Source organism: Jannaschia maritima, assembly GCF_030973515.1.
Taxonomy (GTDB): Bacteria; Pseudomonadota; Alphaproteobacteria; order Rhodobacterales; family Rhodobacteraceae; genus Jannaschia; species Jannaschia maritima.
Map to the genome: position 1 here is coordinate 51,285 of NZ_JARGZA010000006.1, position 20,467 is coordinate 71,751.

A 20,467-nucleotide genomic window follows, 5' to 3' on the forward strand; every position below is an offset into this window, starting at 1 on the left:
TAAACGTGTGTATACGAACCGATGAAGCTGGAATGGGACGAAGCCAAGCGCAGGGCGACGCTGCGGGAGCGTGGGCTGGACTTCGCGGACTTCGGCTCGGTGGATTGGGACGAAGCGCAGACCGGGAAGGATACGCGACGGAACTACGACGAGGTCAGGTTCATCACGATCGTCCCACTCGGAGGACGACTGGTAGTCGTATGCTGGACACGGCGCGAAGACCGCGTGCGGGTTATCAGCATGCGGAAGGCGAACGAACGGGAGCGACGGAAGCATGAACGCAACAGAACCCTATACGGATGAGGACGGCGAAGTGCGTGAACTCGACGACGCGTTCTTCGCCAACGCCGTCCGCGGCCGCCCCCCCCTGCCCCCCGCATCCCGCAAGCGGCGGATGAACCTGATGCTCGACCCTGACGTGATCGAAGGGCTGCGGGCGAGGGGCAAAATGTCGGCCCACGTGAACGCCCTGCTGCGGCGTGACCTGGGGCTGGATCCGGCCGACTGACCGATGTCGCTCAGACGGTGACGCGCGCCACGATGCGGCGGGCGACGGGGGCCACCACCAGCACGGCGGGGAACGCGATGGCCCAGCTTCCCAGCCAGGCGGGGATCCACAGCCCCGCGAAGCCGTCGATCATCCCCACCGCCCGCCAGGTCGAGAAGCCGGAGACGAGGAACGACATCATTCCCGACAACAGCAGCGAGAACAGGACGGGGGCGAAGCGTGCGGGGATCATGGCGTGGCCTTTCGGATGCTGCGGTGGACCTAGACTTCGCGGCACCGCCGCGCCATCGCCGCGACCGCACGCCACCCCCTGCGCCAGGGAACAGGTCCCCGCCGCGTCCGTTGAACGCCCGACAATCGCAGGAGCGGACCCATGACAGGTAAGGACGACGACGGACCCAAGAAGGACGGCAAGGAGCTGGCCTACGATCCCGACACCCCCCTGGAGGAGCGGGAGGGCGCGACCGCGGCGATGCTGAAGGACGACATCTCGTCGGGGCGCACGGGCGACAAGCAGGGCTTCCCCGACCCCGGCGCGGCCCCCCTGGGCACGGGCGCGGAGGCTGCCGGAACCCCCAGCTCGCGCGAGCAGATGGCGACCGCCCGCCGGCAGGAGACGGCGCGTCCCGACGACCGCGTCAGCGACGACGACCGCCGCCCCGTCACGCCCGAAGGGCCCGGCGGCGACTGATGCGGGGCACGCGCGCCCCCGAAACGGGGGCGCCGTCCGCCGCCTAGCCCATCCGAAGCACGTGGCCTGCCAGATAGAGCGATCCGCAGATCAGGATCCGCGCGCCGGGTGCCCGCGCGGCGATGTCCCCCACCGCGGCTTCGACGTTCGCCGAAGGGACCGCCGCCAGCCCCGCGCGGTTGGCCGCCTCCGCCGTCTCGTCCGCCGACAGGGTCGCGGCCTCGCCGGGGATCGACACCGTGCGCACGCCGCTCAGGCGACTGGCCAGCGGCGCGAAGTAGCCTGCCGCGTCCTTCGTGCGCAGCAGCCCCGCCACCGCGTGCGTGGCGCGCGGGGGCATCGCGGCCAGGGTGTCGGCCACGGCCCGTCCCGCCGCGGGGTTGTGCCCGCCGTCGAGCCACAGCTCGGCCCCGTGGGCCAGGGCGTTCAGCGGATGACCCGTCAACCTCTGCATGCGCGCGGGCCATTCGGTGCGCGTGACCGCGGCCTCCGCGCCCCCCGCACGGCCCAGGGCGCGCAGGGCGGCGATGGCGATGCCCGCGTTCCCGATCTGATGCGGCCCCGGAAGGACGGGCAGGGGCAGGTCCATCAGACCGTCGCCGTCCTGGAACACCAGGCGGTCCCCGTCCCGCCCGACATGCCAGTCCTGTCCGTGGATCCGCAGCGGCGCGCCGACCCGCGCCGCGCGATCCTCGATCACGGCCAGCGCCTCGTCCTCCTGCGGCCCGACCACGCAGGGCACGCCCCGCTTCAGGATGCCGGCCTTCTCGCCCGCGATGGCCTCCAGCGTGTCGCCCAGGAACGCCTGGTGGTCCATCGCGACCGGCGTGATCGCGCACAGGCGGGGCGCGATCACGTTCGTCGCGTCCAGCCGGCCGCCCAGGCCGACCTCCAGCAGGGTCCAGTCCGCGGGCGTCCGCGCGAAGGCCAGCAGCGCGGCGCAGGTCGTGATCTCGAAATAGGTGATCGGCGCGTCGCCGTTCGCGGCCTCGCACTCGGCCAGGACGTCCGCCAGGGCGTCCTCCGCGATCAGCGCGCCGCCCAGACGGATCCGTTCGTGGAAGCGCGCCAGATGCGGCGAGGTATAGGCGTGGACCCGTTCGCCCGCCCCTTCCAGGCCCGCGCGGATCGTCGCCACCGTGCTGCCCTTGCCGTTCGTGCCCGCCACGTGGACCACGGGCGGCAGGTCGCGTTCGGGATGGCCCAGGGCCGCCAGCAGGCGGTGCATCCGGTCCAGCGACAGGTCGATGACCTTCGGGTGCAGCGCCATCAGACGCTCCAGCACGGCGTCGGAGCGAGCCATGGCGCGGGCCGTCAGCCCTGCGGCGCGGGCGCGGCGACCGCGAGCGCGGCGTCGGGCTTGGGCAGGTCGCCGTGGACCACGGGGCCCGCGCCGGTCAGCATCCGCAGGATCGTCGCGATCTCGGCCTTCTGCTCGGCCCGCGGGGTGACGCGGTCGATCATGCCGTGGTCGCGCAGGTATTCGGCCCGCTGGAACCCTTCGGGCAGCGTTTCCCGGATCGTCTGCTCGATCACGCGGGGGCCCGCGAAGCAGATCAGCGCGCCGGGCTCCGCGATGTGGACATCACCCAGCATGGCATAGGACGCGGTGACGCCGCCCGTCGTGGGGTGGGTCAGCACGACGACGTAGGGCACGCCGGCCTCCGCCATCATCTCGACCGCGACGGTGGTGCGGGGCATCTGCATCAGCGAAAGGATCCCCTCCTGCATCCGCGCGCCGCCCGCGGCGGTGAAGACGACGAGGGGCTTGCGCCGTTCGACCGCGCGCTCGGCCGCGGCGATCATCGCGTTGCCGACCTGCATCCCCATAGACCCGGCCATGAAGCCGAAATCCTGCACGGCCACCAGGGCGGGGGTGCGCAGGATCTCGCCCTCGGCGACGATCATCGCCTCCGCCTCCGACGTGGCCTTCTGCGCGGCCTTCAGGCGTTCGGGATACCGCTTCTGGTCGCGGAACTGCAGCGGGTCGGCGATGGGCTGGGGGACCGGCACCTCCGTATAGGCGCCGCCGTCGAACAGGGCCTCCAGCCGCTCGCGGGGTGGGATGTACATGTGGTGGCCGCAATTGGTACAGACGCGCAGGTTGTCCTTCACCTCGCGGTGAAACAGCATCGTGCCGCACTCGTCGCACTTGGCCCACAGGTTCTCCGGCACCTCGCGACGCGAGAACAGGCTGTTAATCTTCGGCCGGACGTAGTTGTCGATCCAGTTCATGCGTGTCCCCCGGGTCTGCGGGATGCAGATATGCGGGGGGCGGAGGGCACGCAACCGCGCCGCCCGCGCGCCATCCGCGTCAGCCCAGCCCCCGGCGCGCCATCCACAGCCGGATCGTGGCCCAGATGATGACCGTCATCGCCATGTCCTGCCCCAGCAGCAGCGGCAGACGGGCCGCGTCCTCCGTGCCGAAGGGCGTGGTCCACAGCGACAGGCCCGACAGCGACCCCTGGACGCCGACGATCAGCAGCGCGACCACGTTGTTGGCGAAGTGCATGCCCCAGGCCGCGCCGATGTTGCCCGACACCCGCGTCAGGTCGGCGGCCAGCAACCCGAACAGCGTCGTCGCCGCGACGATCAGCCAGGCGTTCGGCCCCGTCCCCGCGGGGTCGTAGTGCAGCATCCCGAACCCGACCGACGGCAGGACCATCCACGCCGCCGGGTGGTCGAACCGCGCGGCCAACTGCTGCTGCAGGTATCCCCGGAACGCCACCTCCTCCGCCCCGGTCTGGACCAGCAGCAGGCCCAGCGCCGGGACCAGGAAGGCCAGCCACGTTCCCGCATCCGTGTTCGGGACCAGGTCGAAGGGGCGGGGCACCAGCACGATGGCGGCCAGCCCCAGGACCAGCGTCGCCGCCGCGGCCACCGCGAAGGGCGCCGTCCAATCCGGCCCCAGCAGCGTCCGGGGGGACCGGGCGTGCAGGGCGCGCACGGCCACGGCCGGGCCCAGGGCAAGCCCCGCGAAGGTGGCCAGGATGATCAGGATGAACACCGGGCCCGTGCCGTCGGCCAGCCCCAGCATCCAGCGGTCCAGGTCCGCGGGTCCCGCCAGCACCGCGACGGCGGCGAACAGCGACATGATCGTCGCGCCGTAGATCGCGGTGATCAGCACGATGCCCACGCCCACGCGCCACAGCTCCGGCCTAGCCCGGGCAGGGGCGACGTACTGCGCGAAGGGAAGGGTCCACATGGGCGGGCACCGGCGGCGGGGTCGCCCCCGCCTAGCCCAGCGGCGCGGGCCAAACAATCGGGCGCGGTTGCCCTCCGGGTCGTGCCCCGCCTATGCAGGGCCCCAACGGGGACACGGGGAGAGACGGCCATGCTGAAGCGGCCCACCGACAAGACCAACCTGCCCAGCCGGCACGTCACGGAAGGGCCGGCGCGCGCACCGCACCGGAGCTACTTCTACGCGATGGGCCTGGGGGACGAGGAGATCCACCAGCCCTTCGTCGGCGTCGCGACCTGCTGGAACGAGGCCGCACCCTGCAACATCGCACTGAGCCGGCAGGCCCAGGCCGTGAAGCTGGGCGTCAAGCAGGGCGGCGGCACGCCCCGCGAGTTCACGACCATCACCGTGACGGACGGCATCGCCATGGGCCACGAGGGGATGCGGTCGTCGCTGGCCTCGCGCGATGCCATCGCGGACACCGTGGAGCTGACGATGCGCGGCCATTGCTACGACGCGCTGGTGGGGCTCGCGGGCTGCGACAAGTCCCTGCCCGGCATGATGATGGCGATGGTCCGCCTGAACACGCCCAGCGTCTTCATCTATGGCGGGTCGATCCTGCCCGGCCGCGCCCCCGCCGGCGCCCCCGTGCCGGAGCAGTACCGCGACCGCGACCTGACCGTGCAGGACATGTTCGAGGCGGTGGGCAACCACCAGGCCGGCACCCTGTCGGACGAGGCGCTGGACGTGCTGGAGCGCGTCGCCTGCCCGTCGGCGGGTGCCTGCGGCGGGCAGTTCACCGCCAACACCATGGCCTGCGTGTCCGAAGCCATCGGCCTGGCCCTGCCGAACAGCAGCGGCGCGCCGGCGCCCTACGAGAGCCGCGATCAATATTCCGTCGCGTCGGGCGAGGCGGTCATGCGCCTGATCGAGAAGAACGTCCGCGCCCGCGACGTCGTCACCCGCAAGTCGCTGGAGAACGCGGCGCGGGTGGTGGCCTGCACCGGGGGCAGCACCAACGCGGGCCTGCACCTGCCCGCCATCGCGCACGAGGCGGGGATCGATTTCGACCTGATGGACGTCTGCGCGATCTTCCGCGACACGCCTTATTTCGTCGACCTGAAGCCCGGCGGCCAGTTCGTCGCCAAGGACCTCTATGAAGCGGGCGGTGTGCCCGTCGTGATGAAGGAACTGCGTAAGGCCGGCCTGATCCACGAGGATTGCATCACCGCCACCGGCAAGACCATTGGCGAGACCCTGGACGAGACGCGGGGCGAGGCCGACGGCCGCGTGATCCACCCCGCCGCCAACCCCATCACGCCCACCGGCGGCGTGGTCGGCCTGCAGGGCAACCTGGCCCCGGACGGCGCCATCGTGAAGGTCGCCGGCATGAAGGCCGAGGACCAGCGCTTCACCGGTCCCGCCCGCGTCTTCGAGTCCGAGGAGGACGCGTTCGAGGCGGTGCGCGCGCGCCGCTACGAGGAAGGCGAGGTCCTGGTCATCCGCAACGAGGGTCCCGCGGGCGGTCCCGGCATGCGCGAGATGCTGGCCACCACCGCGGCCCTGTCCGGCCAGGGCATGGGCAAGAAGGTCGCGCTGATCACCGACGGCCGCTTCTCGGGTGCCACGCGTGGCTTCTGCGTGGGCCATGTCGGCCCGGAGGCCGCCCATGCCGGTCCCATCGGCCTGCTGCGCGACGGCGACGTCATCACGATCGACGCGGTCGCGGGCGAGCTGTCCGTGGCCCTGTCGGCGGAGGAACTGGAGGCCCGCAAAGCCGCCTGGACCGGTGCCAAGCCCACGATCTATTCGTCCGGTGCGCTGTGGAAGTACGCCAAACTGGTCGGCTCCGCCCGCAAGGGCGCCGCGACCCATCCGGGTGCGGTGGGCGAGAGCCACGTCTACATGGACCTGTAGGACGCATGCCGTCGCTCGATGGTTGACCTGCATCATGGAGTGCATCATATGATGCGCCCCATGATGCAGGAGGCTGCCATGCGCACGACCGTTACCCTCGACGACAAGCTGATGCGGGACGCGATGGAGATGACGGGGATCGAGAACCGATCCCAACTGATCCAGAAGGCGCTTCGCGACATGATGCACATGGAAGCGTCGCGCAGGTTGGCGCTCATGGGTGGGTCCGACCCGAACGCCGAAGCGCCGCCACGCAGACGGTACTGGGAGACCATGGATCCGGAATGATCCTGGTCGATACGTCCGTCTGGATCGACCACATTCGAAGCCCGGTTCCGCTGCTGACCGATCGGTTGGCGGCGAACCGGATCGCCTGCCATCCCTTCGTGGTGACCGAACTGGCGCTCGGCAGCATCGCGAACCGCACCGCGGTCCTGCGGGAATTGAGCAAGCTCGTGCGGACCCGCTTCGTGAGCGTGACGGAAGTGCAGGAGTTCATCGAACGTCATCCCCTCCATAATCGTGGGATCGGCACGGTCGATGCGACGCTTCTGCTGTCATGCGTCGTCACGGAAGGCGCCCGGCTCTGGACACGCGACAAACGCTTGCACGCTTTAGCGCTCGAACTCGACTGCGCCATGATCGGACCGAACTGACGCGGCAGCATCGCGACGCCGCGTCGCCCGTGACAGCCCGCCCCCCACGCGCCACATAGAGCGGACGAACCGCAAAGGGGTCCGCCCATGTCCGCCTATCCCCACCTCCTGTCCCCGCTCGACCTGGGCCACGTCACGCTGCCCAACCGGGTGCTGATGGGGTCCATGCATACCGGGTTGGAGGAGTTGGGCGATTGGGACCGGGTCGCGGCCTTCTATGCCGAACGGGCCGAAGGGGGCGTGGGCCTGATGGTCACGGGCGGCATGGCGCCCAACAAGGAAGGCGGCGTCCTGCCGGGCGCGGCGGGGCTGTTCACGGAACAGGACATCGCCAACCACCGGGTCGTCACGGACCGGGTCCATGCGGCGGGCGGACGCATCGCGATGCAGATCCTCCATGCCGGTCGCTATGCCTATTCGCCCCATTGCGTGGCGCCCAGCGCGATCAAGTCCCCCATCTCGCCGTTCAAGCCCGCCGAGTTGGACGAGGACGGGATCGCCAAGCAGATCGCCGACATCGCCACCGCCGCCGCCCGCGCCCGCCAAGCCGGATACGACGGGGTCGAGGTCATGGGCTCCGAAGGCTACTTCATCAACCAGTTCCTGGCCGAGCGCACGAACCACCGCACCGACCGCTGGGGCGGGTCGATGGACGCCCGCCAGCGCTTGGCGGTCGAGGTCGTGCGCCGCGTGCGCGAGGCCGTCGGCCCCGACTTCATCGTCATCTATCGTCTGTCGATGCTGGATCTGGTCCCCGGCGGGCAGCCCTGGTCCGAGGTCGTCACCCTGGCCCGCAAGGTCGAGGCTGCGGGCGCGTCGATCCTGAACACCGGCATCGGTTGGCACGAGGCACGCATCCCGACCATCGCCACGTCGGTCCCCCGCGCGGCCTTCGCCTGGGTCACGAAGAAGCTGATGGGCACGGTGTCGATCCCGCTGATCACCTCGAACCGCATCAACACGCCCGAGGTGGCCGAAGGGCTGCTGGCCGACGGGGCGGCGGACATGGTGTCGATGGCCCGCCCCTTCCTGGCCGACAGCCACTTCGTCGCCAAGGCCGCAGCGGGCCGCGCCGACCGCATCACGCCCTGCATCGCCTGCAACCAAGCCTGCCTGGACCACACCTTCGCGGGCAAGGTGTCCTCGTGCCTCGTGAACCCCCGCGCCTGCCACGAGACGGAGTTGCGCTACGACCCCGCCGACGCCCCCCGTCACGTCGCCGTGGTCGGCGCGGGCGCGGCGGGCACGACCGTCGCGATGGTCGCGGCCGAACGCGGCCACCGCGTCACGGTCTGGGACCGCGCGCCGGAGGTCGGCGGCCAATTGAACCTGGCGAAGGTCGTCCCCGGCAAGGAGGAGTTCGTGGGCCTGGTCGACTGGATGGCCCGCATGCTCGACCACCCCGCGATCGACCTGCGCCTGGGGGCGGAACCGACGGTCGACGACCTGCGGGACGCCGACCACGTGGTGGTCGCCACCGGCGTCACCCCCCGCGACCCCGGCATTCCAGGACAGGACGGCCCCAACGTCGCCAGCTACGTGGACGTGCTGCGCGGCGACGCGGCGGTCGGCCCCCGCGTGGCCGTCATCGGCGCGGGCGGCATCGGCTTCGACACGGCCGACTTCCTGACCCATCCGGGCGGCCAGACGCCGACGGAGGATCTGGACCGTTGGCTGGCCGAGTGGGGCGTGGTCGACCCTGCCGACCATCCCGCCGGCCTGTCCCCCGACGGCCCCCGGCCCGAACCGTCGGCGCGCGAGATCACGATCCTGCAGCGCAAGACGACGAAGCTGGGCAAGGGACTTGGCAAGACGACGGGCTGGATCCACCGCGCCGCCCTGGCGATGAAGGCCGTGCAGATGGTGCCCGGCGCGACTTACGACCGGATCGACGCCGACGGCTTGCATGTCACCATCGACGGCAAGCCGCGTCTGGTCCCCGCCGACACGATCGTCCTGTGCGCGGGCCAGGAACCCGAACGCGGCCTGGCCGACGCGTTGGAGGCCCAGGGCATCGCCTGCCACGTCATCGGCGGCGCCGACGTGGCGGCCGAACTGGATGCCAAGCGCGCCATCGACCAGGGCGCGCGACTGGCCGCGACGCTGTAAGGGGTCCTCGAAGCGAAGGACGCCCCGCGCGGGGCGAAAGGGCGCCCCACCCCCCATGCCCCTCGCGATTCGTCTCAAACCCTTCGGAACCAGTGCGTTTCCGTCCCCCCTTTCGCCCCATTCGGGAATCACACCGTCGCGCAACCGTCACCAATCCCACCGGGAGGGCGCGCATGGATCGTTTGTCCGAAATGGAAGCCTTCGCCACCGTCGTCGATCAGGGCGGCTTCACCGATGCGGCCCGCAAGCTCGGCATCTCGAAGTCCGCCGTCTCCAAGCACGTCTCGTCGCTGGAAACGCGGCTGGGCGCGCGTCTGCTGAACCGAACCACGCGGCGGGTCAGCCCGACCGACATCGGCCTGGCATACTACGACCGCGCGCGGCGCGTCTTGCTGGACGCGGGCGACGCGGACGCGCTGGTCACGGCCATGCAGGCGGCGCCCTCGGGCCTGCTGCGCGTTCACGTAACCACCGATTTCGGCGTCAACCACCTATCCCCGATCCTGGGCCCCTTCCTGCACGACTATCCGGAGATCACGGTCAACGTCGTGCTCGACAACCACTACGTCGAGTTGATCTCCGAAGGGTTCGACCTCGCCATCCGCGTGGGCGAGTTGGAGGATTCGTCCCTGATGGCCCGTAAGCTGGCCGAAACGCACAAGATGATGATCGCCTCCCCCCGCTACCTGGAAGATTACGGCCGCCCCGCGCGGATCGAGGATCTGAACGACCACAAGCTCCTGCACTATTCCAACCAGGCCGATGGCAGCGTGTGGCGCGTGACCTCCCCCACGGGCGAGGCGCGGCAGGTCCGCTCCAGCGGCTGGCTGACGGTGAACGACGGGCAGTCGCTCCTGAACGCCGCCGTGGAAGGGCTGGGCATCGCCTATCTGCCCGCGTTCCTCTACGCCGACGCCCTGCGCGACGGGCGCCTCGTGCCCGCCATCGAAGGCCTGGAGCCGGAGGTGCAGGGCGTGTACGCGCTCTATCCGCCGGGCCGCTACACGCAGCCCAAGGTGCGGGCCTTCATCGACTATCTGGTGGGGGCGTACCGGGATCGGGGGCCAGGGGACTGGCACCGGTCGCGCCCACCGATGTGACCACCACCTCCACCCGCCGGTTCAGGGCCCGCCCCGCGGCGTCCGCGTTGGACGCGAGCGGCGCGAAGTACGCGACGCCGCGCGCCTCCACCCGTGCCGGGTCCACGCCATGCTCGGCGATCAGCCGGTCGCGCACCGCCTCCGCCCTGCGGCGCGAGATGGCCAGGTTGCCTTCCGTCCCCCCTTCGGCGTCCGTGTGCCCGACCAGGGCCACCGTGGCGTCCGGGTCGTCGCGCAGGAACGCCGCCACCATCGCCAGCGAGGCGTAGTCCCGCGTCGTCAGCGCCGTGCCGCCCGGCGCGAAGGTCAGGTCCGACAGGATGGCCCGGCCCCGCGCGGCCAGGTCCGCCGCCACGGCGGGGGCGCCTGCCGGCGCGGCCGCGCGTCCGGTCGGCGCCGCCGCCACCGCATCCTCGTCCGGCGGCCCCACATGCGTCGCCTGCACATAGGCCACGCCCGCCGACACGCTGGCCAGCACTGTCAGCCAGGCGTCGTCCTTGACGGCCGACAGATAGCGGAACGCGTTCAGGTCCACGAACATCGCGGGCGCGGGCGTCACGTCCACCGCGAAGCGGAAGTCGAACCCGCCGCAGGCCCGTGCCTCGCAATCGAGCGCCACGCGCCAGCCGTCCGCCGCCAGCGCCTCGCGCAGCGGCGCCACCACCATCAGGGGGGTCCCGCCCGGCGGCAGGGGCGCGCGCCAGACCTGCCGCGTGACCACCCCCTCCACCGCGCGGCGGGGCACCGTTTCGCCGTCGAAGGGGGCCACCGCGACCCGATGCGTCGCCAGGGGCACGGTGGCCGCGTGCGTCCGCTCCGCCCCCGCGGGCAGCACCAGGTCGACCGCCCCGGCCCGTCCCGCCAGCGACGCCAGCAACGCCAGCGCGGCGGCCAAGCGCATCACGCCCGCGGCGCCCGGCGGTAATGGTATCCGCCCAGCCGCGCCATGCCGTGCGCGGCATAGGCGGCATTCGCGGCCGCGTTGTCGCGCGTCGTCACCAGGCCCAGCACCGCGCAACCCCGCGACGCCGCCCAGACCAGCCCCGCCCGCAGCAGGAGGCCCGCCAGGCCCCGGCGGCGGCACGGGGGCAGGACCTCCACCGCGGACAGCATGGCGGCGTCGCCGTGGGCCGCCACGAACGCGGTCCCGCCCGCCCGGTCCCCGCACCGCGCCAGCAGGCCCGTGGGATCGGCCGCCCGCGCCATGACCGCCTGCCGCGCGGGGCCGATGCCGCCCGCCTCCCAGATGTCGCGCATGGCCTGCAGGGGCGGCCAAACGGGGAACGCCGTGGCGATGGGCGGGGGTTCGGCGCCCGCGACCGCCACGGCGTACAGGTTCACCGCGTCCTCGACGACGTAGCCGCGGGCCGCCAGCGCCGCGTCCAGCGCGCCCTGGTGCGGCCACACGACGAAGCCGGGCCGCTGCCCTTCGGCCCGCGTGGCGGCGATCGCCCGGTCCAGGTCGTCCGGCGCGTCGCCCGAGATCGCCGAGACCCGCCCCCCGGCGCCATGCGTCACGCGGATGGTCCAGGGTCCCGCGCGGACCACGCGCGCCGCGGGCCAGCAACCGTCGATCACGGTCTGCCAGTCGCGGTCCTGGACCCCCTCAGCCGGCATCCGCGCCGAACGCGTCGCGCAGCGCCGCCACCGCCCGGTCCAGCGCCGCCCGGTCCGTGCCCCGCACCACCACGTTCGCCCCGAAGGACCCGTCCCTGTCCGCGAACGGATAGGACCCGAAGCGGCAATCCGGGTGCGCCGCCACGACCTCCCCCAGGGGGCCCGCGACGTCCCCCTCGCCCCGGTGGACGCGGATCGAATCCGACAGGAGCGGCGCGCCGCCCGTCAGCGTGGGGATCACCGACTCCACCATCGCAGCGAATATCTTCGGCACGCCCGCCATCACGTGGACGTTGCGGATCGTGAAGCCCGGCGCGGCGCTGACGGGGTTGTCGATCAGGGTGGCACCCTCGGGGATGCGCGCCATGCGCAGCCGCGCCTCGTTCAGTTCGATCCCGCGGGGGGCGTAATGCGCGGCCAGCAGCGCGCGCGCGTCGTCGCGCACGTCCACCGCCGCGCCGAAGGCCGCGCCCACCGCGTCCGCCGTGATGTCGTCGTGGGTGGGACCGATCCCGCCCGACGTGAACACGGTGTCCCACGCCTCCGACAGGGCGCGCAGGGCCGCCACGATGGCGTCCGGGTCGTCGCGCACCACGCGCACTTCGGCCAGGTCGATGCCCGCCTCCGTCAGGCGGTTCGCCAGGTGGTGCATGTTCGCGTCGCGCGTGCGGCCCGACAGGATCTCGTCGCCCACGACCAGCATCGCGGCGGTGGGTCGGGGGGCGGTGGGGGTCTGTTCGCTCATGTCTGGAAGGTATAGGTCCGCCGCCCCGGGCCGCCCATCCCTTTATCCCGGGGGGTCGTTGCATTACATCCCCTCCCGACAGCGCAGGAAAGGTGACGCGTGGACCAACACACCGGCCGACTGACCCGCGACGGCATCCGCATCCACGAGGACGCGGACTTCGCCGGCATGCACGCGGCGGGCCGCCTGGCCGCCGAGATCCTGGACCGCACGGCCCCCCTGGTGGTGCCCGGCGTGTCCACGGCCGAGTTGGACGCCCAGATCACGCGGTGGGTCGAGGAGGCGGGCGCGACCTCCGCCACCATCGGCTACAAGGGCTATGCCCACGCCTCGTGCATCAGCGTGAACCACGTCGTCTGCCACGGCATTCCGGGCGCCAAGACCCTGAAGGACGGCGACATCGCCAACATCGACGTGACCGTGATCGTGGACGGCTGGTTCGGCGACACGTCGCGGATGTTCGTGGCGGGCAAGCCGTCGATCAAGGCGCGCAACCTGATGGACGTGACCCACGACGCCCTGATGCGCGGGATCGAGGCCGTGCGCCCCGGCAACACCTTCGGCGACGTCGGCTTCGCGATCCAGGCCTATGCCGAAGCCCACCGCATGTCCGTGGTGCGCGACTTCTGCGGGCACGGGCTGGGCCGCGTGTTCCACGCGCCGCCCAACGTCCTGCATTACGGCCGCCCCGGCACCGGCCCCGTGCTGGAGGAGGGGATGTTCTTCACCATCGAGCCCATGGTGAACCTGGGCCGCCCCGAAACCAAGGTCCTGGCCGACGACTGGACGGCCGTGACCCGCGACAAGTCCCTGTCCGCCCAGTTCGAGCATTCCATCGGCGTGACCGCGACGGGGGCCGACATCTTCACCCTGTCCCCCGCGGGCCTGTTCCACCCGACATACGACGCCTGACCCCACGGGGGCCGGGCCGTCGCGCGCCCGTCAACGGATCCCTAACCGGCTGCGGGCCAGACCGGCCCCATGCCCGACGATCCCGACCTGTTCGCCAGCACCACCGTTCCCGACGACGCGGACGCCACCGACTACCGCCGCAACCACCGCGCCCGCCTGCGCGCCCGGTTCGCGGAAGGCGGCGCGGCGGCGCTGCAGGACTACGAGCTGCTCGAGATGCTGCTCTTCGCGCCCCTGGCGCGGGTGGACACCAAGCCCCTGGCCGCGCGCCTGCTCAAGCGGTTCGGCACGCTGGCCGGCGTCCTGTCCGCCGACGCGGCGGCCCTGCGCGAGGTCGCGGGCGCCGGCCCCGCCGTGGTGGAGGCCCTGCGCCTGGCGGAGGCCGTGTCCCACCGCATGGCCCGCAGCAGCGTCATGCAGCGTCCCGTCCTGTCGCGCTGGGACGACGTGCTGCGCTATCTGCGCACGGCCATGGCGCATCGCGGCACCGAATCGCTGCGCGTCCTCTACCTCGACCGCAAGAACGTCCTGATCGCCGACGAGGAGGCGGGCCGCGGCACCGTCGACCACGTTCCCGTCTATCCGCGCGAGGTGATGAAGCGGGCGCTCGCGCTGAACGCCTCCGCGCTGATCCTGGTCCACAACCACCCTTCGGGCGACCCCACGCCGTCGCGCGCCGACATCGACGTGACCCGCGCGCTGAAGGCCGCGGGCGAGGTCCTGGGCATCGTCCTGCACGACCACCTGATCGTCGGCCGCGCCACGGAGGTCAGCTTCCGCGCCGAAGGCCTGCTGTAAGCGGCCGCCCCCCCCGGAGAACGCGACCCTCCCCTTACGGGGGAGGGCCGAGGTAGGAGCGGTTTGGGGGTTTGCACCCGCTCCCACCGCCCCCTAAGCCCCGGGGGCAAAGGGGATGCCATGCGCTTCTGGACGGCCATCGCGCTCATCACCGCCCTGTCCGCGCTGGGCCTCACCTACGAGATCGCGGCGGGCCGCGTCCTGGCGCCGTTCTTCGGCACGTCGCTCCTGACCTGGACCACCGTGATCGCCGTCGTCCTGGCGGGCTTCGCCGTAGGCAGCGCCCTGGGGGGCCTGGTCGCCGAACGCCCCCGACCGGCGGCGCTGCGCATCGTGGCCGTCGCGCTGGTGGCGACCGCCGTTCTGATGGCCGTCTCGCCCCTCGTGCTGGGCCTCGTCTACGGCCTGGGCGCGCGGGGCACGGGCGGCATGGCCCTGGCCGTGACGGTCGCGTTCCTGCCCGCCGCCGTCCTGGTCAGCCTGCCTTCGCCGCTCCTGGCGAAGATGGCGGTGGAGGCCCGGCCGGGGCGCGAAGGCTCGTCGCTAGGCGCCGTGCTGGCGGCGGGATCGCTGGGGGCCATCGGGGGGGCGGTGCTGGCGGGCTTCGTGGCCCTGCCGCTGATCGGGTCCACCGCCACCTTCGCGGGCTGCGGCGCGGCGGCGCTCGCGTGCCTGCCGGCGTTGCGCGGGTCGGGCGCGCCCGACCCCGCCCGGCGTCGCGCTCTGGCCCGGGGCGGTCGCGGTGGCGGGTGCCCTGACCCTGGGTCCGGCTTGCGAATATGAATCCGGCCTGTCCTGCCTCGACGTCGTAAGCCAGGGCAGCGCCGTCCACCTCCTGTCCGACCGCACCCGGCAGGCCGCCGAACGATCGGGCCCCGCGGGGGCGCCGGCGGACGAGCCCCTGGTCCTGCCCTACACCCGCTGGATCTGGGACCGGATGGACCGCGACCTGGGACCGGACGCGGCCGTGCTGTTCGTCGGCGGCGGGGGCTATGGCCTGCCAGCCCGCCTGCTGGCCTCGCGGCCCCGGGCCACCGCCACGGCGGTCGAGATCGACCCCCTTGTCACCCGCGTCGTCCGCGACCGCCTGCCCTGGGCCGGCGGCTGGCTCGCCCGCGAGGGGGGCCCGGGCGGGCGCCTGACCGTCGTGCACGCGGACGGCCGCGTGTTCCTGAACGAGGGGCGGGACCGCTTCGACGCCGCCGTGATGGACGCCTTCTCGTCCGGCGCGGTGCCCGCGCACCTGGCCACCCGCGAAACGTACGACCACCTGCGTGCGCGGGTGGACGGCCCCGTCTACGTCAACCTGCTCGACCGCCCCGACGGACCCCTGGTGCGCGGGGTACACGCGATCCTGCGCGACGCGTATCCCCATCTGCGCGCCGTCACGGGGCCGTCCGGGCCGGACGGCATGACCAACACCGTCCTGGCCGCCTCGCCCCGGCCCCTGCCGCCCCTGCCCGCGTTGCCGGACGGCTACGCCCCCGCGGCGATCGCCCCCGCCCGCGCATTCACCGACGACCGCGGCTGGATCGGGCACCGCTAGGGCGCCACCGCGATCCCGTCACGGCCGCAGGCATGCGGGTCGATCGGCGAGGGTTCCGCGGAGGGGGAGGCCCGCACGCTCATCCCACCGCCTTCACGGCCGCGTACGCCGCCCGATACCGCGCCTGCGCGTCGTCGTACGCCCCGCGCAGATCCCCCGCCGGCTCGACCACCCGCTCCACCGGCGGGGGGGCCGCCACGTCGACCCCCGCCCCGTCGGCCATCATCGCCAGGCGGCAGGCGCCCAGCGCCGCGCCGAACGCGCCGCCCGCGGGCACGGACAGCGGCATGTCCAGCGCGGTGGCGACCATCCGCAGCCACGTCTCCGAGGCGGCGCCGCCGCCCACGGCCAGCAGGTCGTCCACCCGCGTCCCCGTGCCCCGCAGCGCGTCGAGCGAATCGCGGAACGCGAAGGCCACGCCCTCCATCACCGCGCGTCCCAGCGCCTCGGCCCCGGTGGCGTGCTCCAGCCCCAGGGCCGCGCCCCGCACGGCCGCGTCGTTGTGTGGCGTCCGTTCGCCGCCCAGATAGGGCAGGAACAGCGTCCGCCCCGGCGGCGCCATCGGCACCGACCCCAGATCGGCCGCCGTCCGTCCCGTCAGCGTCGCCGCCCATTCGAGCGAATCCGCCGCCGCCAGGATGACCCCCATCTGATGCCACGTGCCGGGCACGGCATGGCAGAAGGCGTGGACCGCGCTCTCCGGGTCGGGCGCGTGCGCGGCCGTGGACACGAACAGGACGCCCGACGTCCCCAGCGACACGAAGCCCCGCCCCGGCGCCACCGCGCCCGTGCCCATCGCGGCAGCCGCGTTGTCGCCCGCGCCGCCCGCGACGACGACCCCGCGCGGCAGGCCCAGATCGTCCGCCACCGCGTCCCGCAGCCGGCCCGACGGGGCCGAGCCTTCGACCAGCGAAGGCATGTGGTCGCGCGACATCCCCTGCCGGTCCAGCAGCGCGTCCGACCAGTCGCGCGCGCCCGTGTCCAGCCAAGCCGTACCCGACGCGTCCGACATCTCGGACACCGCATCGCCGGTCAGCCACAGCCGCAGGTAATCCTTCGGCAGCAGCACGCGGACGCAGCGGTCCCAGATCTCGGGCTCGGTCTCCCGCACCCAGGCGACCTTCGGCGCGGTGAAGCCGGGGAACACGATGTTGCCCGTGATCCGCCGCGCGTCCGCGTCGTCCATCGCCGCCGCCTGTGCATGCGCCCGCGTGTCGTTCCAAAGCAGGCAGGGACGCAGCGGCCGGTCGTCGGCCCCCACCAGCGTCGCCCCGTGCATGTGCCCCGCCAGCCCGATCGCGCGCACGCCCGACAGGTCCGCGCCAAGCCCCCGCACCGCATCGCGGCACGCCCCTTCCCAGGTGGCGGCGTCCTGCTCCGCCCATCCGTCGCGGGGCCGCTGCACCGTCAGGGGCGCGGACGCCTCCGCGACCACGCGCTGCGCATCGTCGACGAGCAGAGCCTTCAGGGACGAGGTGCCGAGGTCTAGGCCGAGATACATGGGGGGAATCCGTCAGCTTTGGGGAAGGGCGAGTTCGACGCCTTCATCGCACGCAGCGACCGCCAAGGCGCGGTCGGTCGTCGCGAGAGGCAAGGTTCTGTTGCGCGCGAGGACTAAGTAGGTCGCATCGTAGGCTGTCAGGTTGTGGGTCGTCGCGGCAGCGGTCACGGCGAGGTCATCCCGAAGGGACATATCGACCGTCTGCATCCTGAGCAGCCGCATCCGTCGCAGTCCGTCCATGATGCGGCCCGCTTCGACGCGCTTCCGACGCTCGACAATTAGAAGGACGTTCCGCAATTCGTACCAGAAGAGCGAGGGGACGTGCACGTCCCCGAACGCCGTCGCTTCGAAGAGGCTTTCGATCCGATCGGACGGCTCATCCGGCATGAGCCATGTGATCGCTACGGACGCGTCTAGAACGAAGGACACCGCCTAACCTTGTCAGGCACGGCCCTCGTTTCGCCAAGCACGGATCTCGTCCTGCGTGACGCGTGGCAGTCCTTTCCGCGCCTCCCGGATTTCCTCGATCACGGCACGGACGTCCTCGCTGGGCCGTAACGCTTCCAAACGCGCGACGGGCACGTCGCCCCGCGCGATCACCACGTCCTCCCCCGCTTCCACGAGGTTCAACAGTTCCGACAGCCGCGCCTTCGCTTCGCCAACCTTGACGACCATACCCATGGTTCGATCTCCTTCGCCCACCCCTGACAGGTACGTCCGACCCCTCACTTGGTCAAGTCTTGACCAAGTGCCTCCAAGGGGCTGCGGACGCGTGCGAGGGCGACCGAGGACACGTGCGTGACGGGAGGGGTGGCGAAGGGCCGGTCGCGCCGCGACGGACCGGAGCGCGGACCGCGCAAGTGGTCCGCCGGACTGCCCCCGCACAGAACGCCCGTAGGATGCAAGACCGGCGCAACGCGCGATGCTTGTCTGCCAAAACGTATGTACGGGGGGTGTACGGGGGGTGTACGGGGGGTGCATCCCTCCGCGCGGCCTCTTCGCACAAGATATCCTTGTCCGGCGGTCCCACCCTCAGGCGGCCGCGGCGCGGGGGTTCTTACCCAGGATGATCATCGACAGGATGTCGTCCTCGGTCACGTCCTCGACCCGTTCGGTGCCGACCATCTGGCCGTTCTTCATCACCGACACCCTGTCGCACAACGCCATCATCTCGCGCGTGTCGTGGGAGATCAGGAAGATGCCCAGACCTTGCGCCTTCAACTCCCCGATCAGGTCGGCCACCATCTTCGTCTCGTGCACGCCCAGGGCGGCCGTGGGCTCGTCCATGATCAGGATGCGGGCGTTGAAGTACACGGCCCGCGCGATGGCGACCGACTGCCGCTGCCCGCCCGACAGGGCCGACACGGGTTCGTTTATCTTGCGGAAGTTGGGGTTCAGCCGCGCCATGATGCGGCGCGTCTCCGCCTCCATCCGGGCGTCGTCCACCAAGCCCAGGCGCGTGGTCAGCTCGCGCCCCAGGAACAGGTTGGCGGGCGCGTCCAGGTTGTCGGCCAGGGCCAGCGTCTGATAGATCGTCTCGATGTTGAAGCGCCGTGCATCGGCGGGCGAGCGGATGTCGGCGGGGGTCCCGTCGATCAGGATCTCGCCCGCGTCGCGCTGGTACGCGCCCGATAGGCACTTGATCAGCGTAGACTTTCCCGCGCCGTTATGGCCCAGCAGCCCGACGACCTCGCCCGCGTGAAGCGTCAGGCTCACGTCATCGACGGCGCGCACGCCGCCGAACGCGATGGAGATGTTGCGAAGCTCGACCAGCGGGGGCCCCATGTCCTGCGCCATCAGTCCCGGGCCCCCGTCCGCTTGCGGTACACGATGTCGATCATCACGGCCACGACCAGGACCGATCCCACGACGATGTTCTGCAACGGGGCGTCCACGCCGACCATCGCCATGCCCGATTGCAGCGACTGCATGATCAGCGCGCCCAGGATCGCCCCGTGGATCGTGCCGACCCCGCCCTTCAGGGCGGTGCCCCCGATCACGGCGGCCGCGATGACGCGCAGCTCGTCCAGGGTCCCGATGTCGTTGGAATGATTGGCCAGCCGCGCCGACGCGACGACCGCGGATATCGCGCACAGCGCGCCCATCAGCGCGAAGATCTTGACCGTCAGCATCCGCGTGTCGATGCCCGACAGCTCGGCCGCGTCGGGGTTGCCGCCCGTCGCGAAGATGTAGCGTCCGAACCGCGTGCGCCGCGCCACCACCGTCATCGCGATGGCCACCAGGACCAGCAGCACGATGGAATAGGGCACGCCGTAGCCTTGGGTGAACCCATCGGGCATCACCTCGCCCCTCGCCTCGAACATCCGCTCCAGCCGACGTTCGGGCACGTCATAGGCGTTCAGGAGGGCGACGAAGCCCAGGATGCCGCCCACGACGATGGCGCCGACCGCGGCTTCGGCCCAGATCGGCTTGACCGGGAAATCATGGGAAACCTTGTTCCGGCGCGCCGCCATCAGCGCCCAAAGCGCCGCCGCCGCCGCGATCAGGCCGGCGATCCAGGATCCGGTCTCGCCCAGGGTGCCGTTGATGCCGCCCAGGGTCATGAAGTTGCGGTCCAGCGGCCCGATCGTCTGTCCGCTGGTGGTGTACCAGGCCACGTTGCGCCACACGAGGAGCCCGCCCAGCGTGACGATGAAGGCGGGGATGCCCTGATAGCCGACCAGCCAGCCGTGGAAGGCGCCGATGACGATGCCCACCGCGATGCCCACAGCGATCGCGATGGGGGCGGTCAACGGATGGTTGAGGCCCAGGCCCATCCAGTCGGGCATCACCACGGTCTGCACCATCGCCATGACCGCGCTGCACGTGGCCAGGATGGACCCGACGGACAGGTCGATATGGCGGGTGACGATGATGAACACCATCCCCGTCGCCATGATGGCCACGGAGGCGGTCTGGATCGTCAGGTTGAACAGGTTGCGCGCCGTCACGAACCGTCCGTCGCTGGCCAGGTGGAAGGCCAAGCAGATCACGGCGAAGGCGCCGATCATGCCCAGCAGGCGGGTGTCCAGCTGGAGCGCGCTGAACCCCGTCAGGCGCGGGGCGCCCGGCGGGGGCGCGACCCGGTCGGTCGTGTCGGTCATCGGGCCCTCCGGTCGGGACGCATCGGGGATGTCTGGGGTTCCGCCGATCCGCCCGCGGGACCGGTCGGGGTCGGGCCCGCCC

The 20,467-nt window shown here is 71.8% G+C and carries 24 protein-coding genes; 12 read left to right on the plus strand and 12 right to left on the minus strand.

The window, feature by feature from the left end; translation table 11 throughout:
• Positions 1 to 21 precede the first annotated feature (21 nt).
• Complete coding sequence (locus P0084_RS07140; protein WP_308916135.1) at positions 22 to 303, plus strand: BrnT family toxin; 282 nt, start codon at positions 22 to 24, stop codon at positions 301 to 303.
• On the plus strand, positions 275 to 508 hold the full coding sequence (locus tag P0084_RS07145) for a BrnA antitoxin family protein (RefSeq protein ID WP_308916136.1): 234 nt from the start codon (positions 275 to 277) through the stop codon (positions 506 to 508). The genes P0084_RS07140 and P0084_RS07145 overlap by 29 nt, the downstream gene beginning before the upstream one ends.
• Before the next feature lie 10 nt (positions 509 to 518).
• Here the strand turns inward: P0084_RS07145 and P0084_RS07150 are convergent, their stop codons facing one another.
• On the minus strand, positions 519 to 740 hold the full coding sequence (locus P0084_RS07150; protein WP_308916137.1) for a DUF2798 domain-containing protein: 222 nt from the start codon (positions 738 to 740) through the stop codon (positions 519 to 521).
• A gap of 141 nt (positions 741 to 881) precedes the next feature.
• On the opposite strand from P0084_RS07150, the gene P0084_RS07155 reads away from it, so the two are divergent.
• A complete protein-coding gene (locus P0084_RS07155) occupies positions 882 to 1,199 on the plus strand; it encodes a hypothetical protein (RefSeq protein ID WP_308916138.1) in 318 nt (105 codons plus the stop codon).
• 43 nt (positions 1,200 to 1,242) lie between these two features.
• Here the strand turns inward: P0084_RS07155 and P0084_RS07160 are convergent, their stop codons facing one another.
• The 3 genes from P0084_RS07160 to P0084_RS07170 all read right to left on the minus strand — a co-directional run bounded on the left by P0084_RS07160 (position 1,243) and on the right by P0084_RS07170 (position 4,404).
• Entirely contained in the window at positions 1,243 to 2,502 is a 1,260-nt protein-coding gene (locus tag P0084_RS07160) for a bifunctional folylpolyglutamate synthase/dihydrofolate synthase (protein ID WP_308916139.1), read from the minus strand.
• A gap of 11 nt (positions 2,503 to 2,513) precedes the next feature.
• Complete coding sequence (gene accD, locus P0084_RS07165; RefSeq protein ID WP_308916140.1) at positions 2,514 to 3,434, minus strand: acetyl-CoA carboxylase, carboxyltransferase subunit beta; 921 nt, start codon at positions 3,432 to 3,434, stop codon at positions 2,514 to 2,516.
• Between the two features lie 79 nt (positions 3,435 to 3,513).
• Positions 3,514 to 4,404, minus strand: a complete 891-nt coding sequence (locus tag P0084_RS07170) for a CPBP family intramembrane glutamic endopeptidase (RefSeq protein ID WP_308916141.1) — start codon at positions 4,402 to 4,404, stop codon at positions 3,514 to 3,516.
• Between the two features lie 129 nt (positions 4,405 to 4,533).
• On the opposite strand from P0084_RS07170, the gene ilvD reads away from it, so the two are divergent.
• From ilvD to P0084_RS07195, 5 genes are all read left to right on the plus strand, one after another.
• Positions 4,534 to 6,297 (plus strand): dihydroxy-acid dehydratase, encoded by a 1,764-nt coding sequence (gene ilvD, locus P0084_RS07175; RefSeq protein ID WP_308916142.1) that lies wholly within the window; start codon positions 4,534 to 4,536, stop codon positions 6,295 to 6,297.
• A 78-nt stretch (positions 6,298 to 6,375) separates the two neighbouring features.
• A complete protein-coding gene (locus P0084_RS07180; protein ID WP_308916143.1) occupies positions 6,376 to 6,585 on the plus strand; it encodes a type II toxin-antitoxin system VapB family antitoxin in 210 nt (69 codons plus the stop codon).
• Positions 6,582 to 6,953, plus strand: a complete 372-nt coding sequence (locus P0084_RS07185) for a type II toxin-antitoxin system VapC family toxin (RefSeq protein WP_308916144.1) — start codon at positions 6,582 to 6,584, stop codon at positions 6,951 to 6,953. The genes P0084_RS07180 and P0084_RS07185 overlap by 4 nt, the downstream gene beginning before the upstream one ends.
• 87 nt (positions 6,954 to 7,040) lie before the next feature.
• Complete coding sequence (locus P0084_RS07190) at positions 7,041 to 9,062, plus strand: NADPH-dependent 2,4-dienoyl-CoA reductase (protein WP_308916145.1); 2,022 nt, start codon at positions 7,041 to 7,043, stop codon at positions 9,060 to 9,062.
• 173 nt (positions 9,063 to 9,235) lie between these two features.
• Positions 9,236 to 10,162 carry a LysR family transcriptional regulator gene (locus P0084_RS07195; protein ID WP_308916146.1) on the plus strand — a complete coding sequence of 309 codons (927 nt, stop codon included), beginning with the start codon at positions 9,236 to 9,238 and terminating at the stop codon, positions 10,160 to 10,162.
• Here the strand turns inward: P0084_RS07195 and P0084_RS07200 are convergent.
• Genes P0084_RS07200 through P0084_RS07210 form a run of 3 tightly spaced genes read right to left on the minus strand, consistent with a single transcriptional unit; the run spans position 10,089 to position 12,524 of the window.
• Entirely contained in the window at positions 10,089 to 11,063 is a 975-nt protein-coding gene (locus tag P0084_RS07200) for an OmpA family protein (RefSeq protein ID WP_308916303.1), read from the minus strand. The two genes, P0084_RS07195 and P0084_RS07200, sit on opposite strands and share 74 nt — an antisense overlap.
• Positions 11,063 to 11,779 carry a GNAT family N-acetyltransferase gene (locus P0084_RS07205; RefSeq protein WP_308916147.1) on the minus strand — a complete coding sequence of 239 codons (717 nt, stop codon included), beginning with the start codon at positions 11,777 to 11,779 and terminating at the stop codon, positions 11,063 to 11,065. The genes P0084_RS07200 and P0084_RS07205 overlap by 1 nt, the downstream gene beginning before the upstream one ends.
• Entirely contained in the window at positions 11,769 to 12,524 is a 756-nt protein-coding gene (locus P0084_RS07210; protein WP_308916148.1) for a competence/damage-inducible protein A, read from the minus strand. Before P0084_RS07210 ends, P0084_RS07205 begins: the two co-directional genes overlap by 11 nt.
• A 99-nt stretch (positions 12,525 to 12,623) precedes the next feature.
• Here P0084_RS07210 and map point away from each other — a divergent pair, with 99 nt between their 5' ends.
• The 4 genes from map (at position 12,624) to P0084_RS07230 (ending at position 15,780) form a co-directional block, all read left to right on the plus strand.
• The gene (map, locus tag P0084_RS07215) at positions 12,624 to 13,436 is read left to right on the plus strand and encodes a type I methionyl aminopeptidase (protein ID WP_308916149.1); all 813 of its coding nucleotides are present in this window, start codon (positions 12,624 to 12,626) and stop codon (positions 13,434 to 13,436) included.
• Positions 13,437 to 13,505: 69 nt separating this feature from the next.
• Complete coding sequence (radC, locus tag P0084_RS07220; RefSeq protein WP_308916150.1) at positions 13,506 to 14,234, plus strand: RadC family protein; 729 nt, start codon at positions 13,506 to 13,508, stop codon at positions 14,232 to 14,234.
• 120 nt (positions 14,235 to 14,354) lie between these two features.
• Complete coding sequence (locus P0084_RS07225) at positions 14,355 to 15,017, plus strand: fused MFS/spermidine synthase (protein WP_308916151.1); 663 nt, start codon at positions 14,355 to 14,357, stop codon at positions 15,015 to 15,017.
• Positions 14,977 to 15,780, plus strand: coding sequence for a spermidine synthase (locus tag P0084_RS07230; RefSeq protein ID WP_308916152.1), 804 nt, complete (start codon positions 14,977 to 14,979; stop codon positions 15,778 to 15,780). The genes P0084_RS07225 and P0084_RS07230 overlap by 41 nt, the downstream gene beginning before the upstream one ends.
• 79 nt (positions 15,781 to 15,859) lie before the next feature.
• Here P0084_RS07230 and xylB read toward each other — a convergent pair whose 3' ends face one another.
• The 5 genes from xylB to P0084_RS07255 form a co-directional block, all read right to left on the minus strand.
• Complete coding sequence (xylB, locus tag P0084_RS07235) at positions 15,860 to 17,281, minus strand: xylulokinase (RefSeq protein ID WP_308916153.1); 1,422 nt, start codon at positions 17,279 to 17,281, stop codon at positions 15,860 to 15,862.
• 12 nt (positions 17,282 to 17,293) lie between these two features.
• Positions 17,294 to 17,710, minus strand: coding sequence for a type II toxin-antitoxin system VapC family toxin (locus P0084_RS07240; RefSeq protein WP_308916154.1), 417 nt, complete (start codon positions 17,708 to 17,710; stop codon positions 17,294 to 17,296).
• A 12-nt stretch (positions 17,711 to 17,722) separates the two neighbouring features.
• The gene (locus P0084_RS07245; protein ID WP_308916155.1) at positions 17,723 to 17,962 is read right to left on the minus strand and encodes a type II toxin-antitoxin system Phd/YefM family antitoxin; all 240 of its coding nucleotides are present in this window, start codon (positions 17,960 to 17,962) and stop codon (positions 17,723 to 17,725) included.
• Between the two features lie 351 nt (positions 17,963 to 18,313).
• Positions 18,314 to 19,066 (minus strand): ATP-binding cassette domain-containing protein, encoded by a 753-nt coding sequence (locus tag P0084_RS07250; protein WP_308916304.1) that lies wholly within the window; start codon positions 19,064 to 19,066, stop codon positions 18,314 to 18,316.
• Positions 19,067 to 19,077: 11 nt separating this feature from the next.
• Positions 19,078 to 20,385, minus strand: a complete 1,308-nt coding sequence (locus tag P0084_RS07255; RefSeq protein WP_308916156.1) for a sugar ABC transporter permease — start codon at positions 20,383 to 20,385, stop codon at positions 19,078 to 19,080.
• Positions 20,386 to 20,467 lie beyond the last annotated feature (82 nt).